Source organism: Rodentibacter myodis (assembly GCF_001999305.1).
Taxonomy (GTDB): Bacteria; Pseudomonadota; Gammaproteobacteria; order Enterobacterales; family Pasteurellaceae; genus Rodentibacter; species Rodentibacter myodis.
The window spans coordinates 25909-44679 of the sequence record NZ_MLHQ01000028.1; the positions used below are offsets into that span (position 1 = coordinate 25909).

Annotated in this window: 16 protein-coding genes; 7 read left to right on the forward strand and 9 right to left on the reverse strand. The window is 39.3% G+C overall.

Annotated features, from left to right (window positions below; all coding sequences use genetic code 11):
* Positions 1–13: 13 nt before the first annotated feature.
* The 4 genes from wzy to glnA all read right to left on the reverse strand — a co-directional run bounded on the left by wzy (position 14) and on the right by glnA (position 5350).
* Positions 14–1378 carry an O-antigen polysaccharide polymerase Wzy gene (gene wzy, locus BKL49_RS10610; RefSeq protein ID WP_077425269.1) on the reverse strand — a complete coding sequence of 455 codons (1365 nt, stop codon included), beginning with the start codon at positions 1376–1378 and terminating at the stop codon, positions 14–16.
* Position 1379: 1 nt separating this feature from the next.
* Entirely contained in the window at positions 1380–2624 is a 1245-nt protein-coding gene (locus BKL49_RS10615; protein ID WP_077425271.1) for an oligosaccharide flippase family protein, read from the reverse strand.
* Complete coding sequence (locus BKL49_RS10620) at positions 2617–3762, reverse strand: LPS O-antigen chain length determinant protein WzzB (RefSeq protein WP_143530843.1); 1146 nt, start codon at positions 3760–3762, stop codon at positions 2617–2619. The genes BKL49_RS10615 and BKL49_RS10620 overlap by 8 nt, the downstream gene beginning before the upstream one ends.
* 169 nt (positions 3763–3931) lie before the next feature.
* Positions 3932–5350: a glutamate--ammonia ligase gene (glnA, locus tag BKL49_RS10625; RefSeq protein ID WP_077425275.1), complete on the reverse strand. Its 1419-nt coding sequence runs from the start codon at positions 5348–5350 to the stop codon at positions 3932–3934.
* Positions 5351–5617: 267 nt separating this feature from the next.
* Between glnA and typA the strand changes: the two genes are divergently transcribed.
* Positions 5618–7468: a translational GTPase TypA gene (gene typA, locus BKL49_RS10630; RefSeq protein WP_077425277.1), complete on the forward strand. Its 1851-nt coding sequence runs from the start codon at positions 5618–5620 to the stop codon at positions 7466–7468.
* A gap of 87 nt (positions 7469–7555) precedes the next feature.
* Here typA and BKL49_RS10635 read toward each other — a convergent pair whose 3' ends face one another.
* The gene (locus BKL49_RS10635; protein WP_077425279.1) at positions 7556–8770 is read right to left on the reverse strand and encodes a pyridoxal phosphate-dependent aminotransferase; all 1215 of its coding nucleotides are present in this window, start codon (positions 8768–8770) and stop codon (positions 7556–7558) included.
* A 147-nt stretch (positions 8771–8917) separates the two neighbouring features.
* Between BKL49_RS10635 and BKL49_RS10640 the strand changes: the two genes are divergently transcribed.
* Genes BKL49_RS10640 through BKL49_RS10655 form a run of 4 tightly spaced genes read left to right on the forward strand, consistent with a single transcriptional unit; the run spans position 8918 to position 14072 of the window.
* Positions 8918–10213: an isochorismate synthase gene (locus tag BKL49_RS10640; RefSeq protein ID WP_077425281.1), complete on the forward strand. Its 1296-nt coding sequence runs from the start codon at positions 8918–8920 to the stop codon at positions 10211–10213.
* Positions 10204–11910, forward strand: a complete 1707-nt coding sequence (gene menD, locus BKL49_RS10645; protein WP_077425283.1) for a 2-succinyl-5-enolpyruvyl-6-hydroxy-3-cyclohexene-1-carboxylic-acid synthase — start codon at positions 10204–10206, stop codon at positions 11908–11910. Before BKL49_RS10640 ends, menD begins: the two co-directional genes overlap by 10 nt.
* Before the next feature lie 33 nt (positions 11911–11943).
* On the forward strand, positions 11944–12699 hold the full coding sequence (menH, locus tag BKL49_RS10650; RefSeq protein WP_077425285.1) for a 2-succinyl-6-hydroxy-2,4-cyclohexadiene-1-carboxylate synthase: 756 nt from the start codon (positions 11944–11946) through the stop codon (positions 12697–12699).
* Positions 12700–12755: 56 nt separating this feature from the next.
* Complete coding sequence (locus BKL49_RS10655) at positions 12756–14072, forward strand: MFS transporter (RefSeq protein WP_077425287.1); 1317 nt, start codon at positions 12756–12758, stop codon at positions 14070–14072.
* A gap of 138 nt (positions 14073–14210) precedes the next feature.
* Here BKL49_RS10655 and BKL49_RS10660 read toward each other — a convergent pair whose 3' ends face one another.
* From BKL49_RS10660 to bcp, 4 genes are all read right to left on the reverse strand, one after another.
* Positions 14211–14987 (reverse strand): energy transducer TonB family protein, encoded by a 777-nt coding sequence (locus tag BKL49_RS10660; protein WP_077425289.1) that lies wholly within the window; start codon positions 14985–14987, stop codon positions 14211–14213.
* An 8-nt stretch (positions 14988–14995) separates the two neighbouring features.
* The gene (gene exbD, locus BKL49_RS10665; protein WP_077425292.1) at positions 14996–15406 is read right to left on the reverse strand and encodes a TonB system transport protein ExbD; all 411 of its coding nucleotides are present in this window, start codon (positions 15404–15406) and stop codon (positions 14996–14998) included.
* A 2-nt stretch (positions 15407–15408) separates the two neighbouring features.
* A complete protein-coding gene (gene exbB / locus BKL49_RS10670; protein WP_077425294.1) occupies positions 15409–15861 on the reverse strand; it encodes a TonB-system energizer ExbB in 453 nt (150 codons plus the stop codon).
* A 177-nt stretch (positions 15862–16038) separates the two neighbouring features.
* Entirely contained in the window at positions 16039–16506 is a 468-nt protein-coding gene (bcp, locus tag BKL49_RS10675) for a thioredoxin-dependent thiol peroxidase (protein WP_077425296.1), read from the reverse strand.
* Positions 16507–16612: 106 nt separating this feature from the next.
* Here bcp and dapA point away from each other — a divergent pair, with 106 nt between their 5' ends.
* Together dapA and bamC are read left to right on the forward strand one after the other, a co-directional pair.
* A complete protein-coding gene (gene dapA / locus BKL49_RS10680; RefSeq protein WP_077425298.1) occupies positions 16613–17509 on the forward strand; it encodes a 4-hydroxy-tetrahydrodipicolinate synthase in 897 nt (298 codons plus the stop codon).
* A 90-nt stretch (positions 17510–17599) separates the two neighbouring features.
* Positions 17600–18604, forward strand: a complete 1005-nt coding sequence (gene bamC / locus BKL49_RS10685) for an outer membrane protein assembly factor BamC (protein WP_077425300.1) — start codon at positions 17600–17602, stop codon at positions 18602–18604.
* Positions 18605–18771 lie beyond the last annotated feature (167 nt).

An 18771-nucleotide genomic window follows, 5' to 3' on the forward strand; every position in this document is an offset into this window, starting at 1 on the left:
CTATATTTATTGTTCAACTATATTTACTCTTTAAGAATAACTTTGTTATACTCCAAATAATTATTAAAAAAACAAACTCATAGAATAACTCAAACAATTCCCCTCTAGGAAGAAAAAATAAGGTTGACAAAGTCAAATAAGATAGATATTTCAAAACAGGTCTATTTTTATTTAACTCAAAACATAAAACTGCAAAACCTAATAAAAAAACACCTAAAAACACAGATATTTTAGTATTTCCAATACTATACAATTCCGCAATATAAGTTGTTCCAACTCCTTCTCCCCTTAAAAAAGCCTCATAATCCAAAACTGCTGTTAACTCATAACCCAGGTAATTAGTTTTCTTCAGCAAATCCAAAGATTGCCCTCCTCGATTTATTCTATCTATAATAGGTGAAATAAGATAAGGATATTCTTTAAATAAATTATTCTTATATTCTATATAATAAGGCAATACTGTTCCAGAAACACCCTGTTGAGCCAAAAAGCTACTTAACGCAAAAATAAGACTAGAGTTCTGATTACTTCCATTAGTTCTAGAATTATTTACACTTTGAGAAATTAAAGCAAATGGTACAACAATTAAAAATCCAATACCAAATAATCTTTTCAAAGAAAGATCATATGTTCTTACAAAAGAAAACCAATACCATGTTAGAAACAGAATAGTAATACCAAAATCACCACGCTTACCTGAAAATAAATATGCTAAAGCAACCGGTAAAGTAAAACTAGATAGTTTAATAAAATCTTTCTTACTCAAATTTGATGAAATATAAAAAGACACGCCTACTAAATATAGTTTATAACTAATAAATTCAATAACACGTTCTACACCAGAAATAGAATTCTCAAGATATAAAGAAAGATACCCTGAAGACATTACATTTTTTAGCATTACAAACAGTTTAAAAGCGACACCAGGTAAAGATAGTAATATTATGTAATAACCTAACTTCTTAAAAGCGTAGGTATTATTTTTAAACCCGCTTCTTTCATGAAAAAAACAAATAAAAGAATAGGAGAAAGTCAATGATACTATAGATAAAATATATGTAAGAACTGTTTCTTGCATAGTAGATTGCTCAAACAAATTTCCAATAAATCTTGTTGCTAAATTAACCGGATATGGAAGCAATCCAAAAAGATCTAATATAAATCTGGAATAAATAAACAACCCAAAAACAATAGACGTAAGTAAAAATAAAGGATGTTTATTAAATTTTAGAGCACTCCAACTTAAATTAATAAAATAAAATAGAAATAGGATAAGCTCTAGATATATCAACTCAATATGTATCTCTAGGACCTCTACTAAAAAGGACAGTAATAAGAAAAAAATTATAGCAAATATATTATAGATAAAGTAGAACATATCACACCCAATACAACAATCTATACTTTTTACATAAATACACCCTATGTAACAATTCAATAAGTATTGAACAATTGTAAGCCAAAACTAAAGTAAATATGGATATTTCTGAAAAGCAATATATCCATATACAGATAAAAAAATATGACAATAACGAAATCATCATATTTTTAAAGAAACTTTTATTGTAACCATTAGCTATAAGTACAAAATATCCTATAGAAGAACTTACAGATGCTAAAATCACATACATTGCCATTATCCATAAGAAATCTTTAATAACCAACATATCAGGATTAGACAATAATAGAATAATAAAATCAGAGAATTCAAGAATAAATATATAACTTAATAAGCTGAGAAAAAGAACACCAATCAAAATGTGTTTTACTTGTTTTGACTGTCCGTTTCTCGAAAAGTAAGGAAAAAAAGCAGTATTGATATTAGCAAAAACACTTCTAAATGCCCAAACTATTTTCTCTGCCAAATCATAATATGCCACTGCGTGCATTCCAATAAAATTACCTAATAGCATGATATTAGTTTTATCTTTTAAAATTGCCATGACATCCGAAAAAACAAAAACTACGCTACTCCTCATATAGAGGATAAGAGTTTTTGATGTTAGTAATTTAAAATTAAGTATCTTATTTCGAATTAAAATAAATATAGATATCAAAAAAACAGTTAATGAGCCAATCAAATAACATATAGGAACAAATAAATAGTCAGAATCATTTTTTACAAATAAGAAAATACAAATTAGTGAGATAATTTTAGCACCAAGATTGATGAGAGTAATATATTTCATTCTTTCTATACCTTGGAAGTACCAAATAGGCAATAAAATCTCTAAAAACGTAGCCAATAGAGAATAAAGGTATATTCTAGATTCACTTATTATACCTGTGAAAAAAAAATAACAAAGAATGAATGTAATAGAAATTATAAAAAATATTAATTCCAAAAATATAACATTAGCAAAGATTTCACTTAGCTTATTGTTATCATTCCTAAAATAACTCACTTGCTGAGTTGCATATGTATTAAATCCAAATCTAATAAATACAGCAAAATAACTCGAAACTGATTGAGAAAAAACAATCACCCCATACTTCTCAACCCCTAATCTATTTAACAATAAAGGCAACACAACCAATGGTAGTATCATATTTCCTAATTGAACAATAGACAAATACAAAAAATTATTTATTTGTATTCTATATTGATAAAAATAACTAAGCATTTTTTACTTTTTTGAGAAGATGAGTACAAAAAAATTGAACTAAAACAAAGAAGATAGAAATTAATATACCAAAAATGAAACCAATTATAAGAATTAACATTTTATTAGGTTTATCTTTTGAAACAGGATAACTTGGTGATGCCTGATAACTAAAAGTACTTGCTTTTACTTCTTTTATTTTCGCAAGCAAAGGCTCTAACTGTGATAATAAACTTGAAACCTCATAATATCTTGGTGGATAAACAACCTCACTTTGTTTTAAAGTATCAATTTGTGCCTTTAAATATTTTTCACCTAACATAAAGAGATATGAACTATCGCTTAATTTAGAATCCGAAAGCGGGATTCTTGCTTCAGACATAGCTATAGTTTGAGCCGAACTGCTACTAGCGACGCTAAATGATTTAGTATAATCTTGAATCCCGGCTTCTTTTGCAATTCCTAACGCATTTTCTAAGTTAGCCAATTGTACATTTTTTTGGATTTGAAGATCCGTTTCAAATTTTATTTTTTCATGCTGTAAATCGAAAATCATTTGATTCAAACTAATGGTGAAGTCATTTAATTCTGTCCCTAATGCTGAATTATTGACAAAAGCAATAAACTGCTGTAGTTCTGATTGCGCTTCACTTGCCGTTTCAGCAGATAAACTAATTATTGTACCAACTGCATCAGGATCTTTTTTAGTATCAGCTTTAACCACTGTCATATATCTAGTGGTTAAATCTGCTAAGATTCTACGTTGCTCAGGGTCCGATTTTCCTTCAGTCAATTTTTTATAATATTCAGATTGAACAAAAAATGTATTTCGAACATCTAATGATTTTGAAGACAAGCTAAAGTTGGTGAATAATTGTTCAGACAATTTGGTTCTCGAAACTTTATCTTTTTGTTCATCAGATAGATTTAAGATACGTGCATATTCTTGGCGAAGATTATAGTAACTAGAAAACGCGGGGGTTTTTGGAGCAATTACCACTGCTCTCGAAGTCCATTGCTCCTTTGCCGTAAAAGCATAAACACCTGCAATTGCAGTAAAAATAAATGCAGATAAAATAATCCAAGTTTTTTTATTCCATAAAACCTTAATTAATTCAACAAGATCTATTTCATCTTGCTTAGCAATATCGTTATTCACAATTAATCCCTCTTATCAATTTCACCTAAATACCGATTGGGTATTCTAAACCATATACCATTCAAGAACAAATGAGAAAATGTAAAGAAGGTCTAAAGAAAAATGGAACGGAAAAATACGGCAAAAACCAACCTCACTTTTCCGTTCCAATATAATACCTTACAAAAAATTACGCATAATACATTTCAAATTCCACCGGGTGTGGGGTCATATTGAGGCGTTCTACCTCTTTGCGTTTAATGGAAATAAATGCCTCTACAAATTCTTTACTAAACACATTACCCTGCGTTAAAAATTCATAATCTTTTTCTAATGAATCTAATGCTTCTTCAAGTGAAGAAGCTACTGCCGGAATATCTTTTAATTCTTCCGGTGGTAGATCGTAAAGATTTTTATCCATTGCGTCCCCTGGGTGGATTTTATTTATCACACCGTCTAGGCCTGCCATTAGCAATGCAGCAAAGGCTAAATATGGGTTTGCCATTGGGTCTGGGAAACGTGCTTCAACACGAATTGCTTTCGGGCTGGTTACAGCCGGAATACGAATTGAAGCGGAACGGTTACTTGCAGAATAGGCCAGTAATACCGGCGCTTCATACCCCGGTACTAAGCGTTTGTATGAATTGGTGCTTGGATTTGTGAAAGCATTTAACGCCTTAGCGTGTTTGATAATGCCGCCGATATAGTAAAGTGCGGTTTCAGAAAGTCCCGCATATTTATCACCTTGGAAAATATTTTTTCCGTCTTTGCTTAATGACATATTGCAGTGCATACCGGAGCCGTTATCACCGGTGATCGGTTTTGGCATAAAACAGGCGGTTTTGCCGTGTTCAAGAGCGACATTTTGTACGACATATTTATAAATCTGTGTTTCGTCTGCTTTTAAAGTCAAGGTATTAAATTTTGTGGCGATTTCATTTTGCCCTGCGGTTGCCACTTCGTGATGATGTGCTTCAATCACCAAGCCCATCTCTTCTAAAATTAAACACATTTCAGAACGAATATCGTGCGCTGTATCAATCGGTGCAACGGCACAATATCCACCTTTTTTTAATGGACGATAGCCATTATTGCCACCTTCGTATTTTCTATTGGTATTCCAAGCGGCTTCCATATCATCAACGGCAAATGAAGCACGATTCATAGAAACATCAAAACGTACATCATCAAATAAGAAAAATTCAGGTTCCGGTCCGAAAAAGGCTTGATCGGCAATACCGGTTGAACGCATATAATTTTCCGCACGAATGGCAATTGAACGGGGATCACGATCATAACTTTGCATTGTTGTCGGTTCATAAACACTACAACGCAGAGAAAGTGTTGGGATTTGAGCAAAAGGGTCAACCACGGCAGTTTCTGCCATTGGCATTAAAAGCATATCTGCTTTATTAATGGTTTTCCAACCTTCCACCGATGAGCCATCAAACATTTTGCCATCTTCAAACATATCTTCATCCACAAGGCTAACGGGAATTGAGACACCGTGTTCTTTACCTTTAATATCAGTGAAACGAAGAAGAACGAATTTAATCTCATTTTCTTCAATTAATTTGAATACGTTAGAAATTGCATTTGTGTTTGACATAGGAGCCTCTATTTTTTCTATGTGGTCTGATTAAAATAAGCGCGCATTATAGCCCAATGGTCGGCTTTTTTCATTGGATTTATTTTTCCAAATTGGCATAGCGGGCAAAATGAAAGTCGTGTATAATTTTTGCCCTTTCGTGCCGAGATAACCTCAATTTACCTCGTACTGCGGCTAAATTGCCAAAGTTTATGGACGAAAATAATAAACTTTTATCGCCGAGCAGGAATTTTTCCTACTCCCAACATAATCAGTTCAATATACACAATGAAAAACGAAATCGATATTAACAAACTACGCAACATTGCCATTATTGCGCACGTTGACCACGGTAAAACCACCCTTGTAGATAAACTTCTTCAGCAATCCGGCACCTTTGATGCTGTGCGTGGCGATGCAGATGAGCGCGTAATGGACTCTAACGATCTTGAAAAAGAACGTGGCATTACCATTCTTGCCAAAAATACTGCAATTAATTGGAATGACTACCGCATTAACATCGTAGATACCCCGGGACACGCAGACTTCGGCGGCGAAGTAGAACGTGTACTTTCAATGGTAGATTCCGTGCTTTTGGTGGTCGATGCCTTTGACGGCCCAATGCCACAAACCCGTTTTGTGACACAAAAAGCCTTTGCTCACGGTTTAAAACCAATTGTTGTCATCAATAAAGTTGACCGTCCCGGTGCGCGTCCGGATTGGGTTGTAGATCAAGTATTCGACTTATTTGTTAATCTTGGCGCAACTGACGAACAATTAGATTTCCCAATTATTTACGCCTCAGCCTTAAACGGTGTAGCCGGTTTAGAACACGAAGATTTAGCGGAAGATATGACCCCGTTATTTGAAGCCATCGTAAAACACGTTGAACCGCCAAAAGTGGAATTAGACGCGCCATTCCAAATGCAAATTTCCCAATTAGACTACAATAACTATGTTGGTGTTATCGGCATTGGGCGTATCAAACGTGGTTCAGTCAAACCAAATCAACCGGTTACCATCATCAATAGTGACGGGAAAACCCGTCAAGGGCGTATCGGTCAGGTACTTGGTCATCTTGGTTTACAACGTTATGAAGAAGATGTGGCTTATGCAGGCGATATCGTGGCAATTACCGGTTTGGGTGAACTCAATATTTCCGATACAATTTGTGATATTAATGCGGTTGAAGCCCTCCCTTCATTAACTGTAGATGAACCAACCGTTACAATGTTCTTCTGCGTAAACACTTCACCATTTGCCGGTCAAGAAGGGAAATACGTCACCTCACGCCAAATTCTTGAACGTTTAAATAAAGAACTTGTTCATAATGTGGCATTACGCGTAGAAGAAACGCCAAATCCGGATGAATTCCGAGTATCCGGCCGTGGCGAATTACACCTTTCCGTCTTAATTGAAAATATGCGCCGTGAAGGCTACGAATTAGCCGTTTCCCGTCCAAAAGTTATCTATCGTGAAGTGGATGGCAAAAAACAAGAGCCATACGAACAAGTGACCATTGATGTGGAAGAACAACACCAAGGTTCGGTTATGGAAGCCTTAGGTATCCGCAAAGGTGAAGTGCGTGATATGTTGCCGGATGGCAAAGGTCGCGTGCGTTTGGAATATGTTATCCCAAGTCGCGGTTTAATCGGTTTCCGTGGTGAATTTATGACAATGACCTCCGGTACCGGTTTACTTTATTCCAGTTTCAGCCACTATGATGAAATCAAAGGCGGCGAAATTGGTCAGCGTAAAAACGGCGTACTCATTTCTAACGCAACAGGTAAAGCCTTGGCATACGCCCTATTTGGTTTACAAGAACGCGGTAAATTGATGATCGATGCCAACGTTGATGTCTATGAAGGTCAAATCATCGGTATTCACAGTCGCTCAAACGATCTAACCGTAAACTGCCTGCAAGGTAAAAAACTCACCAATATGCGTGCTTCAGGTAAAGATGATGCCATCGTGCTAACCACACCGGTGAAATTCTCTCTTGAACAGGCGATTGAATTTATTGATGATGATGAGTTAGTGGAAGTTACACCGGAATCGATCCGTATCCGTAAAAAACTCTTAACGGAAAACGATCGTAAACGTGCAAACCGCACGACAACCAGTACAAGTACTCACTAATAAAAAATGGGATCGACAATGATCCCATTTATTTTATCTCCCAAAGTGCGGTCAAAATTCTCACTGTTTTTTGACCGCACTTTCACTTCATTGACGATAATTTTCCAAAAAACGTCCGAGCTTAGTAATGGCTTCTTCCAGTTGATTTACATAAGGTAGGGTAACAATACGGAAATGATCCGGTGAATGCCAGTTAAACCCTTTGCCGTGAACCAACAATACTTTTTCTTGGAGAAGTAAATCAAGCACCATTTTTTCATCGCTATGAATGTTGAATTTTTTCGTGTCGATTTTCGGGAACATATACATTGCACCCATTGGTTTCACGCAAGAAATGCCCGGAATTTGGGTAATCAATTCATAGGCTTTATTGCGTTGCTCCAACAAACGCCCGCCCGGTAAGATAAATTCATTGATACTTTGATACCCCCCCAATGCCGTTTGAATAGCGTGTTGCATCGGCACATTGGCACACAAACGCATAGAAGCCAGCATATCCAAGCCTTCAATATAGCCTTTTGCCTGATGTTTCGGCCCGTTTAAAATCATCCAACCTTGACGGAATCCTGCCACACGATAAGCCTTGGATAAACCGTTTAACGTTACTGTTAATAAATCCGGTGCGAGGGCGGCGATATGATGATGAACGGCATTATCGTATAAAATCTTGTCGTAAATTTCATCGGCGAAAATAATCAAATTATTTTGGCGGGCAACTTCAACCACTTCCTGCAATAATGCTTTGCTATACACTGCACCGGTCGGATTATTCGGGTTAATAATCACGATCGCTTTGGTTTTTTTATTCACTTTGGCTTTAATGTCATCAATTGCCGGAAACCAATTTGCTTCTTCATCGCATAAATAATGTACCGCTTTACCGCCGGAAAGGGTTACCGCCGCCGTCCATAATGGGTAATCGGGCATTGGCACCAATACTTCATCGCCATCATTTAATAAGGCTTGCATTGCCATTGTGATGAGTTCCGACACACCGTTACCGATATAAACATCATTGACCGTTGCCCCTTGAATACCCTTGGATTGATAATATTGCACAATGGCTTTACGCGCGGAATATAAGCCTTTGGAATCGCAATAACCTTGTGCCGAAGGTAAATTACGCAACACATCCACCAAAATCTCGTCCGGTGCTTCAAAACCAAAGGGCGCGGGATTGCCAATATTCAGTTTTAAAATTTTATTACCTTCTTCTTCCAAGCGCAGTGCTTCTTTATGCACCGGCCCGCGAATGTCGTAACAGACGTGCTCCAGTTTGTCTGATTTGGGGAATAATCGCATAAGAAAAATCCTTTTATTTTGAGGGAAAAGAGGGGGTAATTTACGCTGAATTTTTAATCTTGAAAAGATTTTATAAAAAAATTTTTTGTAACAAACAAACTGCGGTAGAATACGACCCAATTTTTTGTGTATTTTGAACAATTTCGGATGAGTAGTTTAGAGCAAGCAGCAAGTCAAATAAGCCGTCAAATCGAAAATTATTTGCGACAACAACAAACGGATCTTGTGCGTTTTCAAATGGAAATCGCCAATGTCAACTTGTTGGCGTGGCTGAAAGCTCAAACCACTTATCCTAAGTTCTATTTACACCTTCGTGATGAAAACAATCAATTTGCCGCAATGGGAGAAGTGCGGTCATTTTCTCAACTGAATTTAGCGCAGGAATTTATTGAACAATACGATTTTCCTTTAGTGGGCGGACTACAATTTCAAGGTTACGAACAATTTGTTTTGCCGCAAATTTTGTTAGAACAGAAAAACAACGCCATTACAATGTTAAGCGTTTTTGTCGAAGGGGAGGCTTCTGCACAGTCTGCCTTATCGCTGATAAAAACACTGGCAAAAACAACCGCACTTTGTTCGCTCCCCAAACAAATTCCACTGCTGACAGAACAACGTGCCAATCAACAAACTTGGGAAGATTGGGTAAAACAAGCCCTATTTGAAATTAAGCAAGGCGAATTAACCAAAGTTGTGTTGGCAAATGAAACCACGTTCCATTTAAGACAGGCTATCAATCCCTATGATTTTCTTGCGGAAAGTGAAAAACAAAATCACGGCTGTTATCATTTTTTGTGGGCGGAAAATCCATATTCCACTTTTGTCGGCTCAACACCGGAGCGACTTTTTGCCCGTGAATATAACCTGTTTTTAACGGAAGCCCTCGCCGGCACCGCACCGATGACGGGCGATCAACAGGAAAATCGACAACAAGCCGATTGGCTGCTAAAGGATGAAAAAAATCTGAATGAAAACTGGTTGGTGGTGCAGGATATTTCACAAAATATCAAATCGATGGTGGAAACGTTTGATGTGAGCGAGGTAGAACTCAAACCTTTGCGAAAAGTGCAGCATTTATTACGAAAAATTCGAGCCAATTTGACCGCACATTATCGGGATTCGGCTTTGCTGAAAGCCATTCACCCAACTGCGGCGGTGTCCGGCTTGCCACAACAGGAAGCCAGAATGATTTTGTCGGAAATTGAAACCTTTGAGCGTGGTTGGTATGCCGGTACATTAGGCATTATGAGTGAGGCATATTCCGAATTTTGCGTGGCAATTCGTTCCGCCTTTATTGAAGGCAACCGAATTCGCGTATTTGCCGGTGCGGGCATTGTAGAAGGCTCGCAACCTTTTATTGAATGGAAAGAAATTGAACGTAAAGCGGCAGGGCTTATTTCCCTGTTTGCAGAAAATAATAAGGGAGAAAAAGAATGTCTGTAAGCGTGTTTAATCGTTGTTGGTCAAAAGTCATTTTAGAAACCTTGCTACGCCAAGGTGTAACCCACTTCTGTATTGCACCCGGCTCACGTTCTACCCCTTTAACCCTTGAAGCGGCACGCTTGCAAAATGCCGAACGTGCCACCTGCTACAGTCATTTTGATGAACGGGGTTTGGGCTTTTTTGCCCTAGGGATCGCAAAATCCACCCAATCCCCTGTTGCCATTATTGTTACCTCCGGCACGGCTGCCGCCAATCTTTATCCGGCAATTATTGAAGCCCGCCAAACCGGTGTTGATCTCATTGTCTTAACCGCAGATCGTCCGCCTGAATTATGGGAATGTGGGGCAAATCAGGCTATCTTGCAACAAAATATGTTTGGCGATTATCCCGTTGCCAATGTTAATTTGCCAAAACCAAATACGGATTATTCCGCCCAATGGCTTGTGTCTTTGTTAGAACAGGCGACCTTCCAACAAAATCAACAGCACGGTGTTGTCCATATTAATGTTCCTTTTGCCGAACCCTTGTATGAAGCCGATGAAGCCGCCATTGACACTCACCCTTGGTTACAATCAATCCAACGCTGGCTGGCACAAACAAAATCTTGGATCAAACACGAAGCATTGCAACAAGAAGTGATTCCACACGAAAATTGGGATCACTGGCGGACTAAACGTGGCGTGATTGTCGTAGGCCAACTGCCCGCCGAACAAGCGATGGGGATCAACGCTTGGGCGACCACAATGGGCTGGGTGCTATTAACCGATATTCAATCCGGTGTAGAACCCACCACCCCTTATGCGGATATTTGGCTTGCCAACCAAACGGTGCGTGAAAAACTACTGGACGCGGATATTGTGATCCAATTTGGCGCACGCTTTATCAGCAAACGCATTAATCAATTCTTGCAGGCCTTTAACGGTGAATTTTGGTTGGTTGAACAAACACAAAAAGCACTCGATCCTTATCATCACCCCCATACCCGCTTTAATGCCAAAGTACATCATTGGCTTCGCGCGCACCCACCACTTCGCCAAAAACCTTGGTTATTAGAACCTCTTGCGTTGTCAAAATTCTGTGCCGGTTTTATTGAGCAGCAAGTGGGCGGAAACTTAAACGAGGCCTCCCTCGCCCACCATATTGAGCGAGTGTTACCTTACAATGGTATTTTGTTCCTTGGTAACAGTTTGTTTGTGCGTTTGGTAGATGCCCTTACAAAATTGCCGGAAAACTATCCGATCTATACCAACCGTGGTGCGAGCGGTATTGACGGCTTATTGGCAACCGCCGCCGGCATTGGTGTTGGGGCGAATCAACCGGTTGTGGCGATGATTGGCGATACTTCAACTTTGTACGATCTCAATTCTCTTGCTTTATTCAAAAATGTTACGCAACCTACCGTTATTTTTGTCATCAATAATAATGGCGGCGCGATTTTTGATATGTTGCCGGTAGATGAAAGTGTAAAAGATCGTTTTTATCGCTTACCACACAATGGTGATTTTTCACAAATCGCCGCAATGTTCGATATCAAATACGCCCACCCTTATACTTGGGCAGATTTAAGCAGCGTGCTAAAACAAGCCTATACACGCCGCAAAACAACACTTATCGAAATCAAAACCAACCCGACTGACGGCAGCAATATTTATAAACGTTTAATTGAACAAATTAGCCACGCCGTTATTGGTGCATAAGGATAAGGGCGTATTGGCACGCCCTTTAATTTTATGATTAACGTTATTTTTCTCCACGGACTTCTCGGCACATCGGCAGATTGGCAAAAAGTCATCGAAAATCTACCGCACTTTCGCTGTATCGCCCTTGATTTACCTTTCCACGGAAACGCCCAAAAAATTGAAGTGAAAGATTTTGACGAAACGGCAAAATATCTTTCGGAACAAATCCAAAGTGCGGTCAAAAATGAACCTTATTTTCTTGTGGGTTACTCGCTGGGCGGACGTCTTGCCTTACATTATGCCTTACAAGCCAATACAACAGGCGATCAACTTCAAGCCGTTATTTTGGAGGGGGCAAATTTAGGTTTAAAAACCGAGCAAGAAAAACAAGCCCGTTGGCAAAACGATACTCACTGGGCGAAACGATTTATCAATGAAGCACCCGAAATTGTGCTGGAGGATTGGTATCAACAAGCGGTATTTGCCCATTTAACCTCAACTGAAAGAAAAGGATTAATTGAAAAACGAAAAGCAAATTGTGGCGTAAATATCGGCAAAATGTTGCTCGCCACAAGCCTTGCCAAACAACCTGATTTTAGCGAAAAAGTGCGGTCAAATGCTTTGCCGTTTTTCTATTTCTGTGGAGAACGTGATCAGAAATTTCAAGCCCTTGCCCGTTTGGAACATTTGCCTCTTACCACGATTCCTCAGGCAGGTCATAATGCCCATTCGGAAACCCCCCTATTTTTTGCTGAAAAATTGGAAAATCTCATCTTAAAAATTGCTCAATCTAAAGGGAAATGCTAGGATTCAAGCGTTTTCATTTATAAAATTCTGATAAATCAACACTTAAGGAAAGCAATATGACAACACAACTTCGTAACAATCCGATGAAAGTGGCACTTGCCTCAATGGTCGGCACGGCAATTGAATTTTTCGATTATTATATTTATGCAGCAGCCGCCGTGTTGGTTTTCAACACCCAGTTCTTCAGCAGTGATGATCCCCTTTCAAATGATCTTCTCTCACTTTCCACCTTAGCCCTTGCTTTCTTTGCCCGCCCAATCGGCTCGGCATTATTTGGTCACTTTGGTGACAAAATCGGACGCAAGAAAACCCTTGTGGCTTCACTATTATTAATGGGCGGCTCAACCGTCATTATCGGTTTATTGCCAAACTATGCTCAAATTGGCATTTGGGCGCCTATTTTGCTTTGTGTCTGTCGGGTCGGACAAGGCATTGGGCTTGGCGGTGAATGGGGCGGTGCGGCATTGGTCGCAACCGAAAATGCACCGGAAGGCAAACGTGCTTGGTATGGCACTTTCCCTCAATTAGGTGCGCCAATCGGTTTATTTGTGGCAAATGGCACATTCTTCCTCGTGAGCTATTTCTGGGGACACGAAGCCTTGGTGGAATGGGCGTGGCGTATTCCTTTTGTCTCTTCCATACTCTTGGTATTTGTCGGCTTATATGTTCGTTTAACCTTGCACGAAAGCCACGTTTTCGTGGAAGCGGAACAAAAAGGTAAAAAATTAAATGCGCCCGTCAGCGTTGTGTTCACCAAACATTTAAAACCGATGATTATCGGTACATTTATTATGGTGGCAACCTATTCACTGTTCTATATTATGACCGCCTTTGCCCAAGCCTATTCCCGCACCGCGCCAAATCTTTCGGAAGCAGGGTATCCGCTGGGTTTAGGCATTCCGGCAAATACTTTTACCGGATTGCTTTTAATTAGTGCGATTGTTTTTGGGATTTTTATCAGCCTTTCCGGTATTTATGCCGATAAAATCGGTCGCCGTAAATGGTTGATTTGGGTCACCATCGCCATTGGTATTTTGGGTTTAACAATGCCTGTGTTCTTAGAAAACGGCACGCCTACTAGCGTTTTTGCCTTCCTTGTGGTGGGGATGGCGATTATGGGAATGACATTTGGGCCGATGGCGGCATTATTGCCGGAATTATTCCCAACAGAAGTGCGTTATTCTGGTGCTTCTCTCGCTTATAATTTGGCATCCATTATCGGTGCAACCGTTGCCGCAATGATTTCTTTAAAAATCAATGCATCTTTTGGTGTAATGGGCGTGGGGATTTACTTGGCAATCAATGCCTTAATGACATTGCTCGCCCTACTTGCCTCAGAAGAAACAAAAAATGTGGATTTAACCAAGATCTAAGTGGATAGCTAAAAAGTGCGGTTAAAACTGACCGTACTTTATTTAACGTTCAAATGAAAATGCCAAGTCAATTTTTGGCATTTTTATTTCCTTTCATTAAACAAAAAGCAGAGGTTTTATTTCCCTCTGCTTAATTGATCACTGCAAACTAAATCGAATCGGAACGGATACAAGGCTTGCAAACCCTGCGGGTCTTGGCCCAACCGATTGCGCATTTCTCACCGCTTTCAATGCGGCATTATCAAGACTTTCATCGCCAGATGATTTCACCACTTGTTCTCCGCTTAATGCGCCATCATTTGCCACATTAAAGGAAATATGCACAATGCCCTGCTTACGCATCATTTTTGCACGTGTCGGGTAGGTTTTTCGGCGTTCAATTTCACGATATAACGCTGCTTTGTAGGCTGAAATTTCATTTGTGTTTGAACCCGTTCCCACCATATTGCCCTTCGCATTTGCCGTGGTAACACTTGTTTCTTTTGCGTTCACATTAGAAGACGCATTCACATTGCGTTCGCCTACCGGTAAATTTTTCGGCAATGTCGGTGCTTTTTCTGTCGGTTTGACTTCTTTCTTAGGTTTTTCTTTAGGTGGCTTTGATTTATCTTTTGGTTTTTCCGGTTTTTTCTCCGGTTCTTTTTTCTTCACAGTCTCCGCTTTTTTTGTCGGATCAGCTACGATTTCTTTCTTTTCAGGCTCAGGTTCTGATTTTTGAGGCTCAGGATCGGGCGTATGTTCTTCCATACGCATTCCCTGCAACATTTCCATTGAAATGGTTGTCGCTATCTCACCGCTATGGCTATTTGCACTTTCACTTGGTTTGTGCCAATTCCATAACAATGCGCCAACAATCACACCGTGAATAAGAACTGAAAGGAGCAATCCTAAAGATGATCGTTTAGCTTGCTGCATAACTTTTCCTATTTGCTTTCAGGCGAAATGGATTTCGAGCCTTTATCCTTCATTGATACGATCGCAACATTTTTAATTTCATTTTTTGCCAATAAATCGGTAATAGAAACAAAATCTTGGAAACTTGCTTGCGCATCAATTTTTAATGTTACTTTTTGTTCTTTATTCCATTGATTAATTTCGGCTTCTAAGGCATCGTGAGAAATGGGTTTATCGTTGAAATAAAGTTCACCTTTTTCGGTAACCGTCAATAATTTTGCCAATTCATCAGATTTAAACGCAACCGCCGTACTCGCTTTCGGCACATTCACCTGAATTTTTCCCTGTGAAATAAAAGAAGCGGTGATCAACACAATCGCCAATAACACCAACATAATATCAATGAAAGGAATAATGTTGATTTCATCAAATTTTTTCACGATTATTCCTTATCTTTTTGCGAATTTAACACTTTCCATTTTAAGCGGTTTACTTCGATTTTACGGTTTAAGCCGTTATAGAAAACCATTGAGGGAATCGCTACCAAAATACCCAGTGCAGTGGCTTTCAAGGCAAGAGAAAGATGTAACATAATTTCACCGGCGTCCACATCCCCACCGCCTTGTCCGATTTGGTAGAAGGTTAATAAAATGCCGATTACCGTCCCCAATAACCCCACATAAGGTGCATTTGCCCCCACGGTGGAAATGATGGTCATATTCCGATTCAGATCAATATCCAAAGCGTGAATATTGGTATATTTACCCACATTAATTTTGCTCAGAAAAATAAAGCGTTCGAGCACCATTGCGAGCATCACCACGCTCATAAACAGTAAAAGTCCGATAATAATGTAGTCGCTGTATTGTTGTAAAAATCCGAAAAGTTGAGGCATTTTTTATCCTTAAAAGAGAAAAGTAATTGAGAATTAGTTTCAATTAGGTGGCGAATTCTAACAAAAGCAACCTATGGCGTAAACAATGAATAGGCAAAAATGGCGGGATTTTCAACCGCACTTTGATTAAAAACAAAAAAGATGAAAGGCAAAAGTGCGGTCGATTTTCAAAGAAAATTATAAAGAATGTAAATAATCCAGTACCACCTGATGGTGTTCACCGGTTTTAAATTTATCAAAAACGTGCAAAATCTTGCCTTGTTCATCAATCAAGAAACTAATACGATGAATACCGTCATAGGTTCTTCCCATAAATTTTTTCTCACCCCACACACCAAATTGCTCAGCCACTTGATGATCTTCATCAGAAAGCAAGGTGAAATTTAACCCTTTTTTCTCGCTAAATTGTGCCAGTTTTTTAGGCGTATCGGGGCTAATGCCTAAAATCACCACGCCTAAATTTTCTAATTCCGTTTTGCTATCACGCAATCCACAGGCTTGTGTTGTACAACCGGGGGTAAGGGCTTTGGGATAAAAATAAACCAGTACTTTTTTGTCTTTAAAGTCTGACAATGAAACCGACTGATGATGTTGATCGATTAAGGTAAATTGTGGTGCGGTATCCCCTGCTTGTAGTGTTTTCATAGAAAATTCCTCAAAATGAAAAAATGATTTGCAAATTCTAACCATTTTGGCGATCCTAATGAACAATTTTCCCATATTTAATCGTCATTTCTATAACGGAGGTTCTATGTCTATGCAAAATCCTTTATTTTTCGGCAGTATTGTTGCTTTAGTGACGCCAATGGATAGCCACGGCAGTGTTGATTTTGAAACATTGGAAAAACTTGTTGAATTTCATATTGCAGCCGGCACCGATGCTATTGTTTCGGTAGGGACAACAGGGGAGTCCGCAACATTAAGCATTGAAGAAAATGTGAAGGTGATTGAAAAGACGGTAGAACTGGCAAAAGGTCGTATTCCTGTGATTGCCGGCACCGGTGCAAATGCCACCAGCGAAGCCATCGTGATGACCAAACTGTTGCGTGATAGTGGCGTTGCCGGTTGCCTCTCTGTGGTGCCTTATTACAACAAACCGACTCAAGAAGGGATGTATCAACACTTTAAAGCAATTGCGGAATGTACCGATTTACCGCAAATTCTTTATAACGTACCGGGCAGAACAGGTAGTGATATGAAACCGGAAACCGTGGCTCGTTTGGCAAAAATCAAAAATATTGTAGGCATTAAAGAAGCCACCGGTGAAGTGAACCGTGTGACCGAAATTAAGCAATTGGCAGGCAAGGATTTCATTGTCTTAAGCGGTGATGATGCGACCGGTTTGGAAGCGATGAAATTAGGTGCGGAAGGGGTCATTTCCGTCACGAATAACCTCGCGGCAAAAGAGATGGCAGAAATGTGTCGCTTGGCACGTGCCGGAGACTTTGCCAAAGCGGAAGAAATTAACGCCCGTTTGATGGCATTACACCGTGATTTATTCATTGAATCCAACCCGATTCCGGTGAAATGGGCGGCATACCGTTTGGGGTTAATTAAATCCTCATTCCTTCGCTTGCCTTTAACGGAACTCAGTGAAACCGCGCAAGTAAAAGTGGAAGCGGCATTAAAAACCGCAGGATTAATTTAATTGTGTTTAGGGCTGATTTTAGTCCCAAACTTTTTATGGATTTGACTGTCAAAGTGCGGTCAATTTTTTATTTGTTTTTAAGGATGACCAATGAAAAAATTTCTCTTAGGATTTATCTCGATGAGTCTATTATCCGCTTGTTCCGGCGATCCTGAAAAATTGCAAACGGCAAATGATACCTATCAAAAATCAGATTCATCAACACCAAGTTTTTCTCCTTTGGCAAGCGGTGGCGTAACCCTGCCAAAACAAGATACCGCCTATGAATTACCTAACATTGCTATCAAAAAAGGCGAAACCGTGGATATTCGCCCACCATCAACCCCATTGGCACTCATCAAAAACTCCTTAACACAATTTGATGGCGAGCGTGCATTAATTGTCTATCCTGAATCCCAAGCCTCCCTTTATAACTTACAACAAGTCCAACGTTTATTAAAAGAAGAAGGGATTGATTCCACCATCAACGGGGCGATTTTAACCACCGATTGGCATAATTCCGGTCGTGCCGATGACAAAGCCAATACAGAAATCCGCTATCAGGTTGAACAGGTTTCCGCTCAAGGAGCAAGTGCATTAGCGGTTTCCGTTAATCAAATGCGCCGTGAAGGTATTCTTTTCACGCCAAGTGTAGTGGAAAAACAACGTTATACTTCCGATCGTTTGAACCGGTTTGTTTCTGCATTGACATCTAACTATAACAAACAACAACAGGATTTGAATAATACCACCGCCGGTGCTTTTCAATCCGGTTTGATCACCGACACAAATGGCAGAATGGCATTAGGAATGAATGCCGGCTTTAACCACGCTTGGGAAAAATTAGGTTCGGCATTACCAAAAGTCGGCTTTGAGATTAAATCGGAAACCGCAGGCCGCGGACAACGTGAATTAAAATACTCACCGTTAGAGAAAGAAGAATGGTTACGTTTAGGCGTGAACGAACCGGAGCTTGAAAAAGGCACTTATCTTATGCAAATTTCCGCCATAGGCAAACAAAGTGCCGTTGTCATTACCGATGAGGACGGTAAAGCATTAAGTGGTGAAACCGCTCAAGCGATTTATACCGCATTAGGTACTTTACTCGCCAAATAGAAAAGTGCGGCTGATTTTCTTTTAAAATTTCAACCGCACTTTTCATCACTACACTTTTCGGAGCACACAAACCATGACAGAACCTCAACTCTGGGTTGGTTATTATCAACTCTCCTATTCCAATCAACCCCAACATCTTTACTTCGGACACCTTATCGCCTTTGCAC